At 55.7% G+C, this 18,228-nt stretch carries 16 protein-coding genes and 1 pseudogene; 5 read left to right on the top strand and 12 right to left on the bottom strand.

Annotated features, from left to right (window positions below; translation table 11 throughout):
- Together ACQRD3_RS02730 and ACQRD3_RS02725 are read right to left on the bottom strand one after the other, a co-directional pair.
- A partial coding sequence (locus ACQRD3_RS02730) for a phosphodiester glycosidase family protein (RefSeq protein WP_427779674.1) occupies nt 1-3,538 on the bottom strand: 3,538 nt, incomplete at its 3' end.
- A 671-nt stretch (nt 3,539-4,209) separates the two neighbouring features.
- Nucleotides 4,210-5,205, bottom strand: a complete 996-nt coding sequence (locus tag ACQRD3_RS02725) for an IS4 family transposase (protein ID WP_427779672.1) — start codon at nt 5,203-5,205, stop codon at nt 4,210-4,212.
- 263 nt (nt 5,206-5,468) lie between these two features.
- On the opposite strand from ACQRD3_RS02725, the pseudogene ACQRD3_RS02720 reads away from it, so the two are divergent.
- Nucleotides 5,469-5,966, top strand: a pseudogene (locus ACQRD3_RS02720) (IS110 family transposase); the annotation flags it as partial.
- Here ACQRD3_RS02720 and ACQRD3_RS02715 read toward each other — a convergent pair.
- The 10 genes from ACQRD3_RS02715 to ACQRD3_RS02670 form a co-directional block, all read right to left on the bottom strand.
- Nucleotides 5,943-6,287 carry a DUF4143 domain-containing protein gene (locus tag ACQRD3_RS02715; protein ID WP_427779680.1) on the bottom strand — a complete coding sequence of 115 codons (345 nt, stop codon included), beginning with the start codon at nt 6,285-6,287 and terminating at the stop codon, nt 5,943-5,945. The pseudogene ACQRD3_RS02720 and the gene ACQRD3_RS02715 sit on opposite strands and share 24 nt — an antisense overlap.
- Nucleotides 6,288-6,387: 100 nt before the next feature.
- A complete protein-coding gene (locus ACQRD3_RS02710) occupies nt 6,388-6,819 on the bottom strand; it encodes an ATP-binding protein (RefSeq protein WP_427779671.1) in 432 nt (143 codons plus the stop codon).
- A 54-nt stretch (nt 6,820-6,873) separates the two neighbouring features.
- Entirely contained in the window at nt 6,874-7,029 is a 156-nt protein-coding gene (locus ACQRD3_RS02705; protein WP_198933219.1) for a hypothetical protein, read from the bottom strand.
- Between the two features lie 130 nt (nt 7,030-7,159).
- Nucleotides 7,160-8,617 (bottom strand): recombinase family protein, encoded by a 1,458-nt coding sequence (locus ACQRD3_RS02700; protein WP_143476589.1) that lies wholly within the window; start codon nt 8,615-8,617, stop codon nt 7,160-7,162.
- Between the two features lie 296 nt (nt 8,618-8,913).
- Complete coding sequence (locus ACQRD3_RS02695; protein ID WP_080906800.1) at nt 8,914-9,420, bottom strand: hypothetical protein; 507 nt, start codon at nt 9,418-9,420, stop codon at nt 8,914-8,916.
- A 32-nt stretch (nt 9,421-9,452) separates the two neighbouring features.
- Nucleotides 9,453-9,965: a hypothetical protein gene (locus ACQRD3_RS02690; protein ID WP_427779668.1), complete on the bottom strand. Its 513-nt coding sequence runs from the start codon at nt 9,963-9,965 to the stop codon at nt 9,453-9,455.
- 89 nt (nt 9,966-10,054) lie between these two features.
- Nucleotides 10,055-10,294 carry a hypothetical protein gene (locus ACQRD3_RS02685; protein ID WP_427779666.1) on the bottom strand — a complete coding sequence of 80 codons (240 nt, stop codon included), beginning with the start codon at nt 10,292-10,294 and terminating at the stop codon, nt 10,055-10,057.
- Between the two features lie 184 nt (nt 10,295-10,478).
- Nucleotides 10,479-11,297 (bottom strand): hypothetical protein, encoded by an 819-nt coding sequence (locus ACQRD3_RS02680; protein WP_427779664.1) that lies wholly within the window; start codon nt 11,295-11,297, stop codon nt 10,479-10,481.
- Nucleotides 11,284-11,886 carry a polysaccharide deacetylase family protein gene (locus tag ACQRD3_RS02675; protein ID WP_427779662.1) on the bottom strand — a complete coding sequence of 201 codons (603 nt, stop codon included), beginning with the start codon at nt 11,884-11,886 and terminating at the stop codon, nt 11,284-11,286. Before ACQRD3_RS02675 ends, ACQRD3_RS02680 begins: the two co-directional genes overlap by 14 nt.
- A gap of 87 nt (nt 11,887-11,973) precedes the next feature.
- Nucleotides 11,974-13,293, bottom strand: a complete 1,320-nt coding sequence (locus ACQRD3_RS02670) for an MATE family efflux transporter (protein WP_427779679.1) — start codon at nt 13,291-13,293, stop codon at nt 11,974-11,976.
- Nucleotides 13,294-13,663: 370 nt separating this feature from the next.
- Here ACQRD3_RS02670 and ACQRD3_RS02665 point away from each other — a divergent pair, with 370 nt between their 5' ends.
- The 4 genes from ACQRD3_RS02665 to ACQRD3_RS02650 all read left to right on the top strand — a co-directional run bounded on the left by ACQRD3_RS02665 (nt 13,664) and on the right by ACQRD3_RS02650 (nt 18,228).
- Nucleotides 13,664-15,265: an ABC transporter substrate-binding protein gene (locus ACQRD3_RS02665; RefSeq protein WP_080906804.1), complete on the top strand. Its 1,602-nt coding sequence runs from the start codon at nt 13,664-13,666 to the stop codon at nt 15,263-15,265.
- Between the two features lie 5 nt (nt 15,266-15,270).
- A complete protein-coding gene (locus tag ACQRD3_RS02660) occupies nt 15,271-16,335 on the top strand; it encodes a serine hydrolase domain-containing protein (RefSeq protein WP_080906805.1) in 1,065 nt (354 codons plus the stop codon).
- Nucleotides 16,336-16,446: 111 nt separating this feature from the next.
- Nucleotides 16,447-17,376 carry an ABC transporter permease gene (locus ACQRD3_RS02655; protein WP_427779659.1) on the top strand — a complete coding sequence of 310 codons (930 nt, stop codon included), beginning with the start codon at nt 16,447-16,449 and terminating at the stop codon, nt 17,374-17,376.
- Between the two features lie 12 nt (nt 17,377-17,388).
- Complete coding sequence (locus tag ACQRD3_RS02650; RefSeq protein ID WP_080906807.1) at nt 17,389-18,228, top strand: ABC transporter permease; 840 nt, start codon at nt 17,389-17,391, stop codon at nt 18,226-18,228.

Raw genomic sequence — 18,228 nt, 5'->3', positions numbered from 1 at the left:
TGATCAGGAAGTCGGCGCCGCCCAGTTCCTTCACCGCCTGGTTCAAAGAGGTCGTCCAGCCGGTGGTATCGCTGCTCACATTACCGCTGGAACCGATCTGGGGGTCACCGGCAAAGAGAAAGCTGACGCTGCCCCGATCAGAACTGCCGGTGGTAAAGGTATAGACTTCGGACCAGCCGTCACTGTTGCCCACCCGGTAGGCGTACTTGGTGTCGGCGGTCAGTCCGGTGATCACGGCCTGGTTGGAGTAGTAGCCCGCCAGGCAGGAGGCTTTGCTGGAGGAGGCAAAGGACGTGTGCTGGGCAGGGAATGCTCCGTTGGTCATATCGGAGGCCAGGGCGAGCTGCACCTCGCCTGTCTTTACAGAGTCGGTGTACCAACTCAGGCGGCGCTGCGTCTCGTCGGCGCCGATGGTCAGCGCAACGTTCTTTACATCCGCCTCTCCGGGGGCGGGACCCGCCGCGGGCGCGGTGACCGTCTGGTCCACATTTTTCAGCACCGGGGTCTTGGCCGTATCGTTCCAGTCAAAGACCTTATCGAAGTCAAAGCCCAGACAGGCGTAGAAGTCTTTGGAGGCCATCTGCTCCGCCGTCATATCCCCGCCCTGACCGTCGGAGGCGGTGCCGCCGGAAACGGTCTTCCCATTGACCGTTACTGCGGGATTGACATAGTTATTTGTGAAGGTGCCCGTGCCGGCGTTGTAGCACAGGCGGTAGCCCTCACCCACACCGGCGGTCTGCACCGTGCCGGAGAGAATTACATTTCCGGCCGCATTCGGCTGATACTTCATCCAGCCGCCCAGCAGGCCCGCCACATTGCCGTTTCCGGCGGCGGTAGTGGCATTGGCGGCAATAACCGTCATATTTTTGACAATATTATTGGCTGTCGGCATTTTCAGCAGGCCACCGATGCCGCCGGCCTCGATGCCGGTGGAAGTCACAGCGCCCTCGGCGATACAGTTGCGCACTGCTCGGGTAGCGTCGTTTTTATCGGAATAGCCGGCGATACCGCCTACATTATTGACGCCCTGCACCATCACATTGGCATAGCAGGCCTCGATGATGCCGTCGTTAAAGCCTGCGATACCGCCCACCTGGTTTCCGATGCCCACCACCATCGCGCCTGCGGCGCAGCGGCGGATTACACCGCCGTTTGAAAGGCTGCCCGCCACGGCGCCGGTAATGCCGCCGCCATAGATCTTACCGGTGATCGTGATATCCTCCACCGTACCCGCGCAGCTGCCCACCAGGGCCGCCGTATAATCGGCGGACGTGCGGATATCCACATCACTAAGCTTCAGGTCGTGAATGCTGCCGCCGGAGAGCAGTGTGGAAAACAGGGCGTAGCTGCCGCTCGCAGGGGCAGCGGCCAGATTGGATACCGTGTGTCCCGCGCCGTCAAACTCACCGCCGAAGGTGGTGACGCTGACAGCCTTTGTGCCGGTGAAATCCAGGTCGCCGTTCAGACGGTACTTCTCCAAAGGGGCCTTGTTGATTTCACCCAAGTCAGCTGTAGTCTTGATGAGATAATAGCCCTCGCTGTCCCGCTCCAGCGCGGTGCCGTCAGCGCCAGGCGCCTTTACACTTTGATCCACGCCCTTCAGCACCGGGGTCTTGGCCACATCGTCCCAGTTAAAGACCGTATCGAAGTCAAAGCCCAGACCGTCGTAGAAGTCTCTGGAGGCCAGCTGCTCCGCCGTCGCGTCCGCGCCGATGTTGTTATCATGGCTGCCGCCGGTCTCCGGCATGCCGTTGATGGTCACTGCGGGATTGACGTAATTCTGTGATTTGTTGTCAGGCTGATAACCGATGCGGTGTGCTGTGCACTGGGCGGTGGCAACAATGGAGCCTGACTGGATCACGTTGCCGGTATAGGGCTGTTGTCCGTTGATCCAGGCGCCCAGCAGGCCGGTCACATTTCCGCTGCTAACCGCGCCAGTACCAGTGGCGTTGATGCTCATGTCGCGGACAATGCAGTTGGCGACGCCGATCTTCAGCAGTCCTCCGATGCCGCCGGGCTCCATCGCACCCTGAACGGAACCGGTGACAATGCAGTTCCTGATCTTGGCATTTTTGGTTACGTCGGAGACTGCACGTCCCACCAGGCCTGCCGCCATGTTCCCGCCCAGGACCCGGGCGTTCACATAGCAGCTGTCGATCAGGGAATTGTCGGTACATTCTCCAACCAGTCCGCCCATCCGTTCTGTTCCGCTGACGCTGACGCCGGCGGAGGAGCGCAGGAGCTGACCGCCGTTGTCCAGATAGCCCACGATACCGCCAACCGGTTTTGCGCCGGTGAGACTGCCGGTAACAGTAACATCTTCAACCCTGCCCGCGCAGCTGCCTACCAGGGCGGCAGCGCTGCCGGAGGCGGTAATGTCCACGTCCTCCATCTTCAGATCGTGAATGCTGCCGGTGCTGTCGAGCGTGGTAAACAGGGCATAGCTGCCGCCGGACTCCACGCTCAGCCCCGAGATCGTGTGGTCATCGCCGTCAAAATCGCCGCTGAACACGGAGACGGTGGAAATTCCCGAGCCGTTCAGATCGAGGTCGCGGCTCAACCGATAGTTTCCATTGGGCAGCTTATTGATCTCGTTAAAATCAGCCGCCTCCTCGATCAGATAATAGCCATCGGTATCCTGAGTGAGATCCACACCGGCAGAGGTGCTGTCGGTGTCGATGACCAGAAGCGTGTTGCCAACTGGACGCTCTTTGCCGTCCGAGGGGACATTTTTCACCTCCAGGGCGTAGGTGTCGGGGTTTTTCACCACAGCCGCGGAGGAGCCGCCGCCGTCCAGATTCAGCGCCTCTACGGCACCCAGATCCTTCATATACTGTGCAAGCTCCTCAAAAGTCAATCCGGCGGAAATATTGGAGCGGCCATCGGCCACCACCAGCAAGATGGAGCCGTCCTCTTTGATGCCCACGGCCGTGCGCGGATGGCGGGCATCCTCCACATTCTGGACCTGCCCATCCTTCACCAGCCACGGGCCGCCGCCCACAGCCTGATCCAGACTGTCCGCTACAGTGTCGAATATCTCCTTGTCCCCGATGACGGCCTCACCGTCACTTTTGATCCCAAAGAAATAGGAGCGGTTTCTGTTGTCTCCTTCATAGTAGGGTGAAAGCAGCTCCCCATCCTTAATGGTTACGCTCTCAGGCTGGATCAGCGTGGCGTCATTGATATTAAAAAAGTCCGCGTTGACCGCCGCCAACACATTCTTGCCGTTGCGCTGGGCGGCAAGTGCCTGGCCGGAGGTGGTCTGCGTCAGGCCTTCCTTCAGGGGCGTCTCATCGTTGGGAACGCCGGTGACAATCTTCAGAGAATCGTCACTGCCGTCCACTGTGACCACAAAAGTCCTGACATCCTCTTTATCTGTATTCTGGATAATTTCTTCGCCGTAAGAAAGCCCATCAAAGAGTTCCTTGGACGAGAGGTCACTCTCCCGCGAGGACCCGGGGCTTGCCGCGAGTGTTGCCGGCATCATGCCCAGAAGCAGGACAAACACCAGCAGTAAGCTTGTGATTCGTTTTCTCATTCTGTTTTTCTCCTTTGTTCAGTTTTCTGTGTAAACTGCTGTCCTTTAAATATTACCGTCCACTTGTATAATCCTCTACCATCTATATGCAAAGTTTGTGTAATATCTTAACGGTATTTTTGAAAAACGATTTTTACCATTTGATTGTTTTATGCATTTACCCCCACATGAAGGGTGTCGCCAGGGCTTGACGGAAAGTTCCCCCGGCACCACCCAGTGCTGTGAAGTAAAGGCCACGCTCCAGAAATCTGTTGTAGTCTGGAGGAGAACCTTGTTAGATTCTCTTACCACGGGAAAATCTCCGGCTACGCGGTCCAAGCCGTGAACTGGGCTGTGAGCCAGAAACAGCGCATCAGGAGAGATCAAACTCTGCACCACAGTAAACAAGAAAGAACGCGGAGGGCCCGGATTTCAAAGGCGGGGACTCTGAAGATACGCCGCACCATCCACGAGAAAAGGGGCGGGACACTGACGCCTTGGGCTACCAAGACTGACGCGGGTGCCCGCACCATCACCCTCTCCCCCAGTACGGCTAAACTCCTGCGGGAGCGAAAGAAATCCGTGCTGACAGAACCCTCTATCTATTCATTCATTTGACGCTTACTTTTTCTCCGCGAATGAGCGAAGGATCACCGCGTTCCACATAGGGACGCGGTGATCCTTCGTTTTTTCTACTCCGAAAACCCCCGGCTAAGCCTTAACCTCATTAAGATGGCCACCCCAACGAAACCGCTTCCGGGAGAGAATCTCGGAGGCGGTTTCGTAAACACATACATCAGAAAAGAGGACACGGCAAAAGCGGCGTTAATGTGATAGACATGGGTGCCTTCCGGCTGGGTAAAAATGGTGTGGAGACGAAGCAGGGAAGCAAAATTATAGAACGTCATTCTGGAAAATATCTCCTGCTTGATGAATGGGCGCTTTTTGGCATGAAAGTGTGTCTGCGCAAGGGTGTATTTCAAATCCCGGAAAGATGTCTCGATACCCCAGCGTTTGTGGTAAAGCTCACGGAGCAGCAGAGGTGGGGACTGGTCTGCAGGAAGGTTGGCGATTACGGTTTCGTACATGCTCTCTTTGACCGCAAATCTGACCACACGTAAGGAGATCGGATACAACGCATCGCTTGCGTCCCTGATATAGTCGAAATGAACCTCGCTGGGGGTCCAGCGGTACTTCTGAGGCTCCCGGCGGATACGGTTTGTGAGGCGTTTGGACAGGGAATAACTGAAAACCGCGTCAAATTCCTGTGCATCAGGCAGCCCAAGCCCTGAAAGTATGCCCTGCTTGTCTTTTACGCGAATCAGGTATTTCCGCTCTATGTGCGCTATGTTGTTATACGCCTCATAGCCGCAGTCCGCTATGAGAATGACCGGTTCTGTGAGTTCCGCCCGGTCCACTGGTTCCACAAGCGCCCGAGATTCGTGCTCCACCCGGCCGTCTTGTATGACGGCGTCCAGATAGAGTTGGCTTTCCAAGTCGTACAGAGCGTTCAAATGCAGCAGTTTGTATCCGCGTCCGTCCTTGGTGCCGTTAAAGTAGGTTGCCTCGTCGTGAATGTTGCTTGGAATCTGCACATGGGAACCGTCCACCGCCAGCAGTGTGTACCCGTTCCACCTTCGTATGGAACGGTTCCGCTGCGCTCCAAGACACAAAAGGGCACAAAACACAGGTACCTCTGTCGCAGCTATACGAAATCTGTTAGGATGTGTTTGAGAAAACAGGCACACTACAGAACACGTTGGGGTGAGTGGGTACAGCTATCTATCCGCTGAACCAAATACTTATGTGTGCCGGCCGCTCTTCCAAGCACAAATGAGTAGGACATTGAACCCTGTAAAATTATCTTTGGAGAGATAGACTTCTTCAATCTTTCAGTGAGCGGCCAGTCCCTGTCTGTTCCCTCAAGTCTTTAATATTGAGGGGATGTGTTATGCTCAAAATCGTTTATCCAATCTGTTGCGGAATGGATGTACACAAATCGTTCCTGGTAGCCTGTATCGCCTCCACCAACGAGCAAGGCGTTACCACCTACCAGAGCAAGCGGTTCTTCACCTTCACCGGGGATCTTCGGCGGTGCGCTGCTTGGCTTGGAGAAAACGACCGCAAGGATGTGTGTATGGAGTCCACTGGGAAGTATTGGGTTCTCATTTACAACATCCTGGAGGCCCCCCGCACCATCGTCCTTGCTCACCCCAAGTACGTCAAAGCCATCCGGGGGAAGAAAACAGACAAGAAGGATGCCAAGTGGATTGCGGACATCTTCAAACACGATTTGGTCTCCGGCAGTTTTATCCTTCCTGCGGACATTCGCCAACTTCGGGATCTGATGTGCTATCGCTGGAAGCTCACCAACTTTACGACCGGGGAGAAGAACCGGGCGCAGAACGTCATCACCGCCAACATTTTAGGCACCACTGTCTATTCCGACGCCGGTCTCGGTATCTTGGCAGTGGTGATCGGCGGCATCCGCGATATAGATCTTTGGCTGGGCCTTCAGAACCTTGCGGCCTCCCATTTTCACCGGCCAGCTCTGGTAGATCAGGTTTGCACTCTCTAGATAATTTACATAATTTTCTACAGTCGGTCGGGTTACACCGCCCAGCTCCTTAGCGATGGAAGTGAAGGAGACGATCTCCGAGGAGACGTTGCAGAGACAGAGAAAGCTACGCTCCAGCTCGGTAGCACTCCGGATATTGTAGAGGGCAGGCAGATCCCGCTTGAGTACCTTGTCCACCACATCCTCACGCATGATCTGCTGGGCCATCAGATCATTGGAGGCCACAGAGCCAACTCCGGAAAACCGCCCACCTGAAGGTAGCGGTTAAAGTGATTTTGAAGCGGCTCCAGTTTCAGCATAACCTTTGTGCGCTCTGTATGAGCCATGCGGGAAAAGGCGGTAGGCCGAATGTCCGGGCCCAACTCGGGAACCTCCACACCAATGAGTGCGCAGTACTCAAAAAAGAAAGCGTAGGCACAGGTATAACGCTCCACCGGCCTGCTCCGCTCTCCGTACTTCCTTTCATCAGAGCGGGGCTGGCCGAACCAGTGGCTACGATTCGGGGATCCGGCTGCATATCATAAAGGGTCTTGAGCCATTTATCCCAGTCGCTGGCATATTGAATTTCGTCAAAAAAATAAAAGGCACCCTGATTGGGCCAGATATTTTCATGGTAACATTCCAGAATGTCATTTAAGCTACTGAGCTTCAGCATGGGATGATCCATAGAAATAAAAGCGATGCGCTGTGGGTTAACCCCCCTTTTGAGAAGCGTTTCGATCATCTGGTACTGGATTGTGGTCTTCCCTACCCGCCGAGTGCCGGTAAGCACCACTGTTCACCGCAGGTCGGTTTGATCCAGGCGCTTCATCGCCTCATAGTAGGCAAACCGGCGATATGTCTTTGTAAAGCTGGGATGGACCGTTCCGGTGGCCCACCAGGGATTAAAGGCTTTCAGCACCTTTAGGATTTGTGATTTGCTTGCAATTGCCATACTGCTCACCTCCCTATAGAATTTATGCTTTATTTTCTATTTTTTCAACATATAATATAAATATACTTATATTATATGCGAAAAATAATTTAAAGAGGGATCTGTTCTTAAACGCAGAACAGATCCCTCTTTATACGTTCCATATTACCTCAGCCCTATCGTCAATCAGGTTTATTTCTTTCACAAATTGGGCTGCCACCATCTTTTTTTCTTCGAAATCCAGCGGGGTAAATTGCACCCGCTGCAAGTGGATACTCGGCTTTGATTGACGCCTTGCCCGCTCATCTAAGAGGGCTTGCTTCTGCCCTTCCAGCTTCTGAATGGCCCGGTTAACATAGGCCATAGTGATATCACTGCTCCCTGTGAGGGCATCAATCAGACGGTTGATCTTCTGGTCGATTTCTGCGAGAGCGCTTGTATACGCCTGGTCTTCGTATGTATCTGCTTCTATATCCGGACATTCAGCAAGCAGACGCTCCAATTCTGCGGCAACTGATTCCTCCAGGGTCCGAAGATCTACTCGAATCGCCTGCTTACACAGCCCCAAATTAGATCGTCCACTGCACACTAAGTAGTACTTGTTCCCATCTTTATTGACCTTTACGCTATACCCACAACAGCCGCATTTTAAAAGGCCTGAAAGCCACGTGTGTTTCCCGCTGCCTTTTCTTCCTAGTTGTCTGTTGCCATCCAGCTTATTTTGACACTGAATCCAGACTTTAGAGGAGATAACGCCGCAGTGATTGGCGATGGAAAGGTGCTGATCTTTTAAGGACTGATATTTCCCAACGCTGCGATCCCGCTTTCCGATAATCATTCCGGCATGGACGCCATCAAACGCTTCAAATTTGCTTGCAAACTGGATGCCTTTTGCCTTATAATGCAGATAAATCTCCTCGTCAGCCATGACATAAAGCGGGCTGTGCAAGATGCGGGACAGAGTCACATTATCCCAGGTGGCTCGTTTAGGGGCGGGAATTCCGTCTGCGTTGAGCATATGGGCTACACTGCCCAGAGACGCCTCTGCTGAAACATACGCATCAAAGATGCGCTTCACAACCTCCATGTTCTCGTTTGGAATCAAAGCGGGAGAGAGTTTTCCCATCGCGTCTGGTATGCGGCCAATGGAAAAGCCGTAGGGTGCAGGCCCGCCCGGCCAAGAACCGAGCTTCACCCGCTGATAGTAGTTGTCCCGTACCCGCTCGGCGGTAGTCTCCCGCTCCAGCTGGGCAAAGACCATGATAATACTGAGCATGGCCCGGCCCATTGGAGTGGAGGTATCGAACCGCTCATTAACAGAGACGAACTCTACCCCGTGCCTTTGCAGCACCTCCCACAGCCGACTGAAATCGGCCAGCGAGCGGGAGAAGCGATCCAGGCGGTAGACCACGATTTTCTGAACAATTCCCTTTTCCACATCGGCCATCATCCTCTGGAAATCCGGCCGATTGGTATTCTTACCTGAGAAGCCCTTGTCTTGAAAAACCTGAACCTCTCTGCCGACCTCTCGTCTGCACAGGTCGATTTGCCCCTGGATAGAGAGACTGTCCGCCTTGTCCACGGACTGCCGGGCGTAGATCGCGTCCAAGGCGGACACCTCCTTTCGCTCAATTGGATCAATCTAGCGCCGCAGCTGAGGTGGCTGTACCGGGGCTCGAGACAAGCGGGCTGATTCCCCTAAACTGGTTAGTCCACTGATGCAATTCTGATAGAGAGCCCGTAAAACTTCCAGACGGCTCCCTGAGTTGACTTGCTGTGGATGCATATGTGTGATTCGCATAATATGTATTCCTCCTTTCTTCAAACTATCTTGACCTATATATAATAGATACATAAAATTTCCATTTATTTGTGTCTGGGAATGGGCAGCCCCAGAGCCGCCGCCTACGCATCTACGGCAGCAAAATCCTCAGATGATTGGTAAGCGCACAGATCTTCAAGGCAGATAAACAGCGCTCGCACCTGGTGGAGCTTTTTGCTGCTCTTCTGGCTCTTGTCCATATTGAACAGGCGGTTGCGGCGAAGTTCCGAGGTGATGGCCTTGACCGTGATGCCGGAGTCTCTGAAGTGCCTCTGCATTGGTTGGAGCAGATACTCCGGTCTTAAGCAGAGGCAACCTTTATACTCCACTGCCGCTTCACCGGTTTGAAACTTTCTCCCGGTTTTTTGGGTAATGACAATCCCGCAGCGGGATAGATACAAATCAGCTAGACACCCGGAAAAGCGATTGGTGTCGCTGTGCTCTCGCTCACGGGCGAGAAGCTCCTTTTGACGATGAATCGCTTGGAAGACTGCATCTTGCATCATACCCTTTATACCTATGCGAACTTTTTTGCCAAATGAGGGAAAGCTGTCGGCAAAAAATCTAAGGAAAATATTCATTTCCACCATAAAAGACTCGTAATCTCACGCAGACGCTCCTCTTAAACAGAAGTGGTTCCCTTGGCATCCCTCAACTTCTCCATTCCTTGGCGAAATTTAGTTTCGACCTCGTAATAGTGGGCAGATATCCAGCGCAGGAATCGATAAATGATGGTTGGCCATGCCAAGGGTTGCTGTTGGAGCGCGGTCAATTGCCTAGAAGGAAGCGGTCGGTCAAGCTGAAAAATGAGGCAGCGCACCAGTGTGGAGAATCCCTCTGGCAAATACTCACCAGTGAACACGATGCCGCAAGCTAGCGAATCGGTCGCGCCAAATCGCCCCCACCCTCGAACAGCGCTATTGCCTACCAAGCGAATGATTTGATTTGCCTTTTCATCCCGCGTTCGCTTTGCGGTGCGCGATGCGCCGGGATATGGGTCGTCAACCAGCCGGGTACAGTCTTTCCAGGGGCGCAGATCCTCAAAAATGGCGGTGGAGGAGGAGAGCAAAGAGATTCCATCTGGCTGGGAGCGAGGAGCATCCCGATTGAAAATTGCGGGGAACCACTCCGCCAAAGCGCTCTTCCTGGTTTGTGACGGGCCAACCAAATAGCTGATAAAGCGCCGTTCCCATCCGGCATCTTGAAGGGGCTGTTGTAAAAAACTTAAATGGCAACAGTATCCGTTGAGAGGTCGCGGCAACGGTAATCGAGCGTGGTGAAGTCCAGACAGTCGAGCTGCTTAAGTGTTATGGGCTGACAGGAGATCCGTGTTCCTCCCGTCAGGATCACTTCGAACTGCACCAGGAGATTTGCCGGACTCAGGCTGTCTCCTGGACGGGCAACATCCGGCAAATGGGGAATATAGTTCACCAAGGAACCGTTGAAAGGATTTGTGTTTTTCATAGTTAGACCTCCGAATTTATTTAGGAGGCGCATGGGTCAACCTAAGCTCTTGCCTCCCATGTCCCTAGGCTACCGGGTCTCACCATGCAGGTATAGAACGAAAACTAGGAAAAAGCAAAGAATCACCGCATTCCTATCGTGGAACGCGGTGATCCTTTGCTCATTCGCGGAGAAAAAGGAGGATTTACAGCATGGACTTGCAAGCGTTTTGAATGGAATCTTTAGCGGTGCGTATTATTCCCCGCATGATTCGAACTTTTTCTTTTGTCCATTCTTTTTTCTCTGTGATGACATCCCAAATCGGATATTGATTCTCGATAAACCACTCAAAGTCGTCCTGTGCATCCTTAAACATAAGGAGCGGCTCATCTAAGATTTGGTTCTTTATTGTGTGAGAAAGCACGGAGCATGCCTCATATCTGCGGCACAGAGCAAGGTAGGAGGGTCGCCTATCCGTGGATGCGAGAATTCTAGTGCGCATAAGGATATCATGATAGGTGGTTAAAAACAAGACAGGGCGTGTACGCGGCGGCAGATACCTTAGAAGGCGCAGCTTTAGTGCATTTATACACTTGGCCTGGAATAGGCCACTTTTGAAAAAGATCTTGTGCGCAACATCGTTTGCGCGATCTCGGTTCCCATCAAGCAAAAATTGATTGTGCGCAAAGGTTGCTGCACTATAGATTCCCTCTACCATCAAATGGTTTTCAAAAGTTTGAAAATCGAGAGCGGCCTGAATCTGATCCAGTGGAGTTACTGCATGAGCCCGCACGGAGAGCCACTCTATGGAATATTGATTGTATTTTTCGCAGAAGTCACTATAGCTGACATTCTTACTGTCAGCAAACATGAAAAAGTTCTTGGCTTTTCTTAGGCCTTGTTTGAAAAAAGATGAAGCAAGTATGTAAATAGATCCATTTACACGTAAGAATACCGGCGATGGGACCGAACTCCGTCGCCGTATTCTTGTGGTCACTCGTACCGCCGTTTCACCTATAGCCATGTACAAGGCGTTTTTCAGATCTGAAATGTGATATGCTCCAACTGCTTGAATCTGTTTGGGATACATCCACATCCCATTGAATGGGCTCCATTCCAATGGAGCGGATCGCGGAAATGACATTGTCATCATACTCTCCATAGGGCGGCCGGATCAGGGTGGGCCGCACCCCGGTGACCGCCTCCACCTTGTCGTTGCAGGCATTGACGTCGGCGATGATCTCATCCCGGGAAAGCTGAGACATATGGGCATGGGTGTTGGAGTGGTTCATGACCTCATGTCCGGCATCAGCCAGGGCCTTGACCGATTCCGGATATTTGTCCACCCAGGCGCCCACGACAAAGAATGTGGCTTTGACATTGTATTTTCCCAGAATGTCAATGAGCATCTGGGTATCCTCATTCCCCCACGCCGCATCAAAGGAAATAGAGATCATCTTCTGATCCCGCTGAACACAGTAGATGGGCAGCTGTCTGGTGGTGGCAGCGGCCCCGGCGGCAACGGGGTGGTTTACCGCCAAAAACATGGCGGCCGCCACCAGCAGGCAGACCAGAACGGTCACTCTCTTTCGTTTGAACAGGATCATTTTCATAAAAGTCCCTCCTTCTTTTAGTGCATCTATATGTGGGGAAGGGGGACGACATGTGGCGGGACAAGCGGAAAGACTGTTTCGGAGAGGTCAGACCCGCATGGACATCCAGTTGCCCTTCCAGAGCGTCAGGGCAAAGAGAATGGAGCTGATGCTCCAGGTGATGGGATAGGCGGTAAAGACCACCGTAATGTCCTGAAAGCACGGCACCATGAATGTAATGTAGGAAATACGAAACACACACCACACCGCCAGCATGACTGCCATGGGGATCACCGCCCGCCCGGCGCCCCGCAAAATAGAGGCCGCGGAGTGGGAAAACGCCAGCATACAGTAAAAAAGAGCCTCCACCCGCGCCTGCCGGACGCCGAAGGCGATCACCGCGGGATCGGGGGTAAACAGCCCGATGAGAAAGGGGGCCAGAAGAAACACGGCAACGCCCACCGCCTCGGAAAGTCCCACCGTCATGAGCGTACCCAGCCGGGCACCCTCTTTCACCCGGTCATACCGCTGCGCCCCCAGATTCTGACTGACAAAGGTAGTCATGGCCAGCGTCAGGCAGGTGATGGGGAGAAAGACAAAGCCCTCCACCTTAAAATAGCTCCCGCATCCGGCCATGGCGTTGTCCCCAAAGGCGTTGATGTGGGACTGCACCACCACGTTGGCGATGGCGATGACGCTGTTTTGCACACCGCTGGGCAGGCCCAGGCGAAAGATGAGGCCCAGCACGGTGGGATCGGCCCGGAGACGCCGAAGAGAGACGCGGACAAGAAAACGCCCGCTCATTAGATGTAAAAAGCCCAGCAGAGCGCTGAGGCACTGGCCGATGACGGTGGCCAGGGCCGCACCCGCCACCCCCATGTCCCAAACGGCCACAAACAGAAGGTCCAGCACCACGTTGACCACAGAGGAGACGATGAGATAGTACAGGGGATGGCGGCTGTCGCCCAGGGCCTGAAAAATGCCGTTGGCCGTGTTGTAGAGGACCAGCCCCAGCAGTCCGGAACAATAGATGCGGAAATAAAGGACGGAATCAGGCATGACATTTTCCGGCGTGCCGATCCAGCGCAGAATGGCCGGGGTGAATCCCACGCCCAGCACCGTCAGCAGAAGTCCGGCCGCGAGAGAAAAAATAACCGTGGCGTGGACGGCCCGATCGACGCCCTCCCCGTCCCGAGCGCCGTAACGGCGGGAGATGACCACGCTGGCACCCGCGAAAACGCCCTGGAAAAAGCCAATGATCAGAAAACACAGGCTCCCGGAGGAGCTGACGGCGGCCAGGGCCTCATTGCCGCTGAAATTGCCCACCACCAGGGAATCCACCGTGTTGTAAAGCTGCTGAAACAGATTGCCCAAAAACAGGGGAAGCGCGAACCGCAGCAGAATCCGGCCAATGGGGCCCTGGGTCATCAGTGTTTTTTCCTGCTCCACCACAGTCCACCTCTTTCTCTCTCATGGAAGGTAACCTCACGGGAAGCCCATCCGCTAACAAGACGTAAAATTGCCTTTTAAAATTTATCACGCAAAGGGATTCTTGTCAATCTATGCAGCGGTCATGTCCCGGCAGCGTAAGGGAACCCCCCAAGGCCGCCGATATGATGAACTTTGTCATGGAACACGGGCTTGACGATTACAGGGAATGGTCATAAAACACAAAAAGGCAAAATAACAGCCGCAAAAAGAAAGATCCAGTTGACAACATGGTCAAAATGGAATTATACTACTGTAAATTGATAAAGTGCATAGAGAATGAAAAATATACAATGTGGAGGAATTTGGAATGAAATTTTATCGTGCAGCAGCTCTGGCCCTGGGCCTGAGCCTGGCGCTGACCGCCTGCGGCAGCGGCCCCAACTCCGGCAGCGGCTCCGGCGACAGCGCCGGCAGTGACAGCACAGCAGACAACTCTCTGCTCACCATTGCCATCCAGGACGAGATCGAGGGGTGCGACATCCAGCAGATCGGCTGGGAAAATATCGTCCACGGCCTCATCTATGAGCCCCTGGTGGTGTTCAGCGAGGATCTGTCCGAGATTCAGCCCGCCTTTGCCGAGTCCTACACCGTGGCGGAGGACGGTTCCTACATCGAGTTCGTCCTGCCCAAGGACGCCAAATTTTCCAACGGCGACGTGTGCGATGCCGCGGCGGTAAAGGCCTCCGAGGAGCGGTTCCTGGAGATCAGCGAGTACGCCGGAGATCTGGACGCCGTGTCCGACATCGAAGTCGTGGACGAGCAGACCATCCGCTACAATCTCTCCGGCCCCGCCCCCTACATGTGGGCCTCCCTCACCAGCACCTACGGCGGCATCAACGACGTGGCCGTGGCAGACACCATGGAGGCCGACGCCTTCAACCGCTGCCCCGTGACCAACGGCCCCTACTATGTGGACGAGTGGACTCAAGGCTCTCAGATCACCCTCAAGCGCAACGAGAATTTTAAGACCAACAACCCCAACATGACCAACCGTGGCATCTTCGCCTTCGACACCATCGTGGTACGGTTCATCCCCGACGAGTTCACCCGGGTCAGTGAGCTGGAGAGCGGCAGCGTGGACGTGATCTTCGACGTGCCCTCCGCCAGCATTGCCGATCTGGAGAGCAACCCCGATGTGACCACCTACGGCTATAAGCAGGCCGGCGTGTCCTATCTGAACATGCAGGCCGGCAAGGGCGTCACTGCGGATGTGAAGGTGCGCGAGGCTCTGTCTCTGGCGGTGAACCGGGACGAAGTGGCCGACGCCCTGGACGGCGTGGTCACCCCCACCTACGGCTTTATCTCCGAGGCCCAGGCCGGTTACAGCGCTGCCAAAGAGACCGAGCTGTCCCAGAAGCTGGCCTTTGATCCCGAGACCGCCAAGAGCCTGCTGGCCGAGGCCGGCTGGGCCGACACCAATGGGGACGGCATTGTGGAGAAGGGCGGCCAGGCCCTGTCCTTTGAAATGCTGATCGCCTCGGACCGCGCTTCCGTCAAGGCGGCCGCACCCGTGCTCCAGGCTCAGTTTGCCGCCGTGGGCGTGGACGCCCAGATCCGGGAGTATGAGGGCGCCTACATCAAGCAGCTCATGCGGGACGACAACTTCGTCATGGGCGGCCGCAACTACGTCTGGAACGACGCCGACATCCTTTATTACGTCTTTACCTCCGAGTCCGGCTATCCCTGGGACGACCCCGCCGTCACCGACGCGCTGGTCAAGGCCCGCACCGAGAACGATCCTGAGGCCCGTGTGAAGGCCTACGAGGCCGCCCAGGATCTTCTGGTGGCCGACTACAAGGCCATCTCCCTCTTTGCCGACAACTACTGCATTGCCACCAAAAAGGACATCACCGGTGTGAAGGTCACCAACGACGGCCGCGTCTGGTTCCACGACACCGTGCGGGAGTGAGCCGGATGGAGACACTGGAACAGGCGGCGGACCGGATCGCCGGGAAAGCGGCCGGGCCGGACACCCCGGGCTTTGCCCTCCTGCTGGCCAAGGACGGCGAGGTGCTTCTCCGCAAGGGCTACGGCATGGCCGACCTGGAACGGGGAAGGCCCGTCACACCTGAGGACAATTTCGTCATCGCCTCCAACACCAAGCAGTTCACCTGCATGGCTGTCCTCATGCTCCGGGACCGGGGCCTGCTGGATCTGGATGAGCCCATCGAGCGTTTTTTCCCGGATTTCCCCGACTACCGGAAAGCCGTCACCGTGCGGATGCTCATGGCCCACACCTCTGGCATCCGGGAATACTTTGAGGAGGGCTTCCGGGAGAATGAGGAGGCCCTCCGCACCGCCGACACCGCCAGGCTTCTGGAGATCGCCCGGGGCTTCGGCCCCCAGCTGGACTTTGAGCCGGACACCCGCTGGTCCTACTGCAACACCGCCTATGTGATGCTGGGGGATATCGTCCGCCAGCTCTCCGGGCTTCCCTTCGGTCAGTTCCTGGAGCGCGAGATCTTCGCCCCTCTGGGGATGACCCGCACCGTGGCCCCGGACTACATGGATCAGACCGACCCCCGGCAGGCTACGGGCTATGTGGAACCCAACGACCGGCCCGGCGTCTATGTGCCCCAGCCCTATGACATGCTGCTGGTGGGCTACGCCGACGGAAACATCTCCTCCAATGTGGACGATCTCCTCAAATGGCATCACTACCTCTATGAGAGCAGCAGCGAGGCGCTGGTGAAGCGCTCTACGGTGGAAGAGCTGTTCGTCTCCCACGTACTGAAGGACGGAACGCCCACCCACTACGGCATGGGCCTGTTCCTGGGTGACATCGAGGGCAAGTCCAAGCACTACTCCGGCCACGAAGAGATCTGGCACACCGGCGGTACCATGGGCTTTATCTCCCGGGTGTCCCGCTTCCCCCGGGACGGCGTCACCGCAGCCATGCTCACCAACTGGGAGGGGCAGGGCCTGGTACGGGACGAGGTCTTTTTCCCCATTCTGGACGAGCTGTTTCAGCGCATTTAAAGCCCGCTCGAACGGCGGGAATCCCGCGGATTTGGTTCCTTCCAGGGGAGCAGCGGCCAAACACAGAGCCGCTGCTCCCTTTGGGCTATTTCAAATGAGGAGGAAACCCCTTTGAGCGACGTAGTCAAATATATCATCAAACGATTGCTGACCGGGGTGCTGGTGGTCCTGTGCGTGACCGTCATCATCTTCGGCATCATGCAGGCCATGCCCGGAACCCCCATTGAGCTGATGACCGACACCCGGGTCTCCGAGGAAAAGGTCGCCCAGCTGGAGGAGAAGTGGGGACTGGACAAGCCTCCCGTGGTCCAGTACTTCTACTGGCTGGGAAATATCTGCAAGGGGGACTTCGGCACCTCCATCACCACCGGACAGGATGTAGCCTATCTCATTGGGCAGCGGCTCCCCTATACCCTGATGCTGACGGGCGCGGCCATTCTCGTTGAGTATCTGCTGGCCATTCCCCTGGGCCTGGTCGCCGCCGTACGGCGGGACGGGATCCTGGACAAATTCCTCACCATCGTGATGGTGGTGCTCTGGTCCATGCCCGCCTTCTGGCTGGGCGTACTGTTCATCCGGGAGTTTGCCGTGAACAAGAGCTGGTTCCCCATTTCGGGGTACAGCGGCTTCCGCTCCCTGGTCCTTCCCGCCCTGACCCTGGCCCTCCCCGCCCTGGCCCAGATCTTCCGCCTGACCCGGAGCGAGGTGCTGGACGTGATGGAGGAAAAGCATGTGGAGACCGCCTATGCCAAGGGCATCTCCGACAGGAAGGTGCTGGTGCGCCACGTGCTGCGCAACGCTCTTATCCCCGTGACGGTCACCTTCTTCCTCTCTCTGCCCTGGCTGATCGGCGGATCAGTGGTAGTGGAGAACGTCTTTGCCTGGCCCGGCATGGGGCAGCTCCTCTGGAAGGGCATCGCCAAGCAGGACTTTCCCATCGTGCAGGGCATCGTGTTCGTCATTGCGGTGCTCACCGTCATCTGTAATCTTATCGGGGATATCGTGTCCGGTATTCTGGATCCCCGGATCCGTATGGAATAAGGGGGCGGACGTATGAAATGGAAAAAGAGCAAGCTCCGGCAGGTGGTCAAAAAGCCCCTGTTCTTCATTGGATTTTTCATGATGCTGGTGGTGGTCCTGGCCGCCGTTTTCGCCCCCCAGCTGGCCCCCCACGGCTTTGCCGATCAGGCCCTCAATATGAAACTGGCGCCCCCCTGCGCGCAGTTCCCTCTGGGCACCGACCGCTACGGCCGCTGCATCCTCAGCCGGATCCTTTTCGGCAGCCGCATCGCCCTGAAGGTGGGGCTGGTGGCGGTGGTCATCGAGACGGTGATCGGCGTGACCCTGGGCATTCTGGCGGGCTACTACGGGAAAAAGACCGACCGGGTCATCATGTTCGTCACCGACATGATCTGGTCCATTCCTCCCATCATCCTGGCCATGGCCATCGTGCTGCTGCTGGGCCCCAGCGCAGAGAACGTGGCGATCTCGGTGGCGCTGGTGACCTGGGCACAGTTTACCAAGATCGTCCGGGCCAAGGTCCAGTCCATCAAATCCCTGTCCTACATCGAGGCTGCCAAGGTCTACGGCGAGAGCGATCTGCAGATCATCCTGCGCTACATTCTCCCCAACCTGACCTCCACCATCGTGATCCTGGCCTCCCTGGCGCTGCCCTCGGCCATCCTGTCCACCACCTCCATGGGTTTCCTGGGGCTGGGGGCACAGGAGCCGCTGCCCGACTGGGGCATGATTTTGTCCAACGGCATTCAATTTATCAAAAAGGCCCCCTGGGTCACCTTCTGGCCCGGTCTTGCCATTGTGTGGACGGTTTTGGGCTTTAATCTGGCCGCGGAGGGTCTCAAGGAACTGCTGGACCCGCGGATGAAGGTGTGA

It is taken from the genome of Candidatus Pseudoscillospira sp. SGI.172 (genome assembly GCF_050313575.1).
Taxonomy (GTDB): domain Bacteria; phylum Bacillota; class Clostridia; order Oscillospirales; family Oscillospiraceae; genus Vermiculatibacterium.
This window is presented reverse-complemented; position numbering and strand designations above follow the sequence as displayed.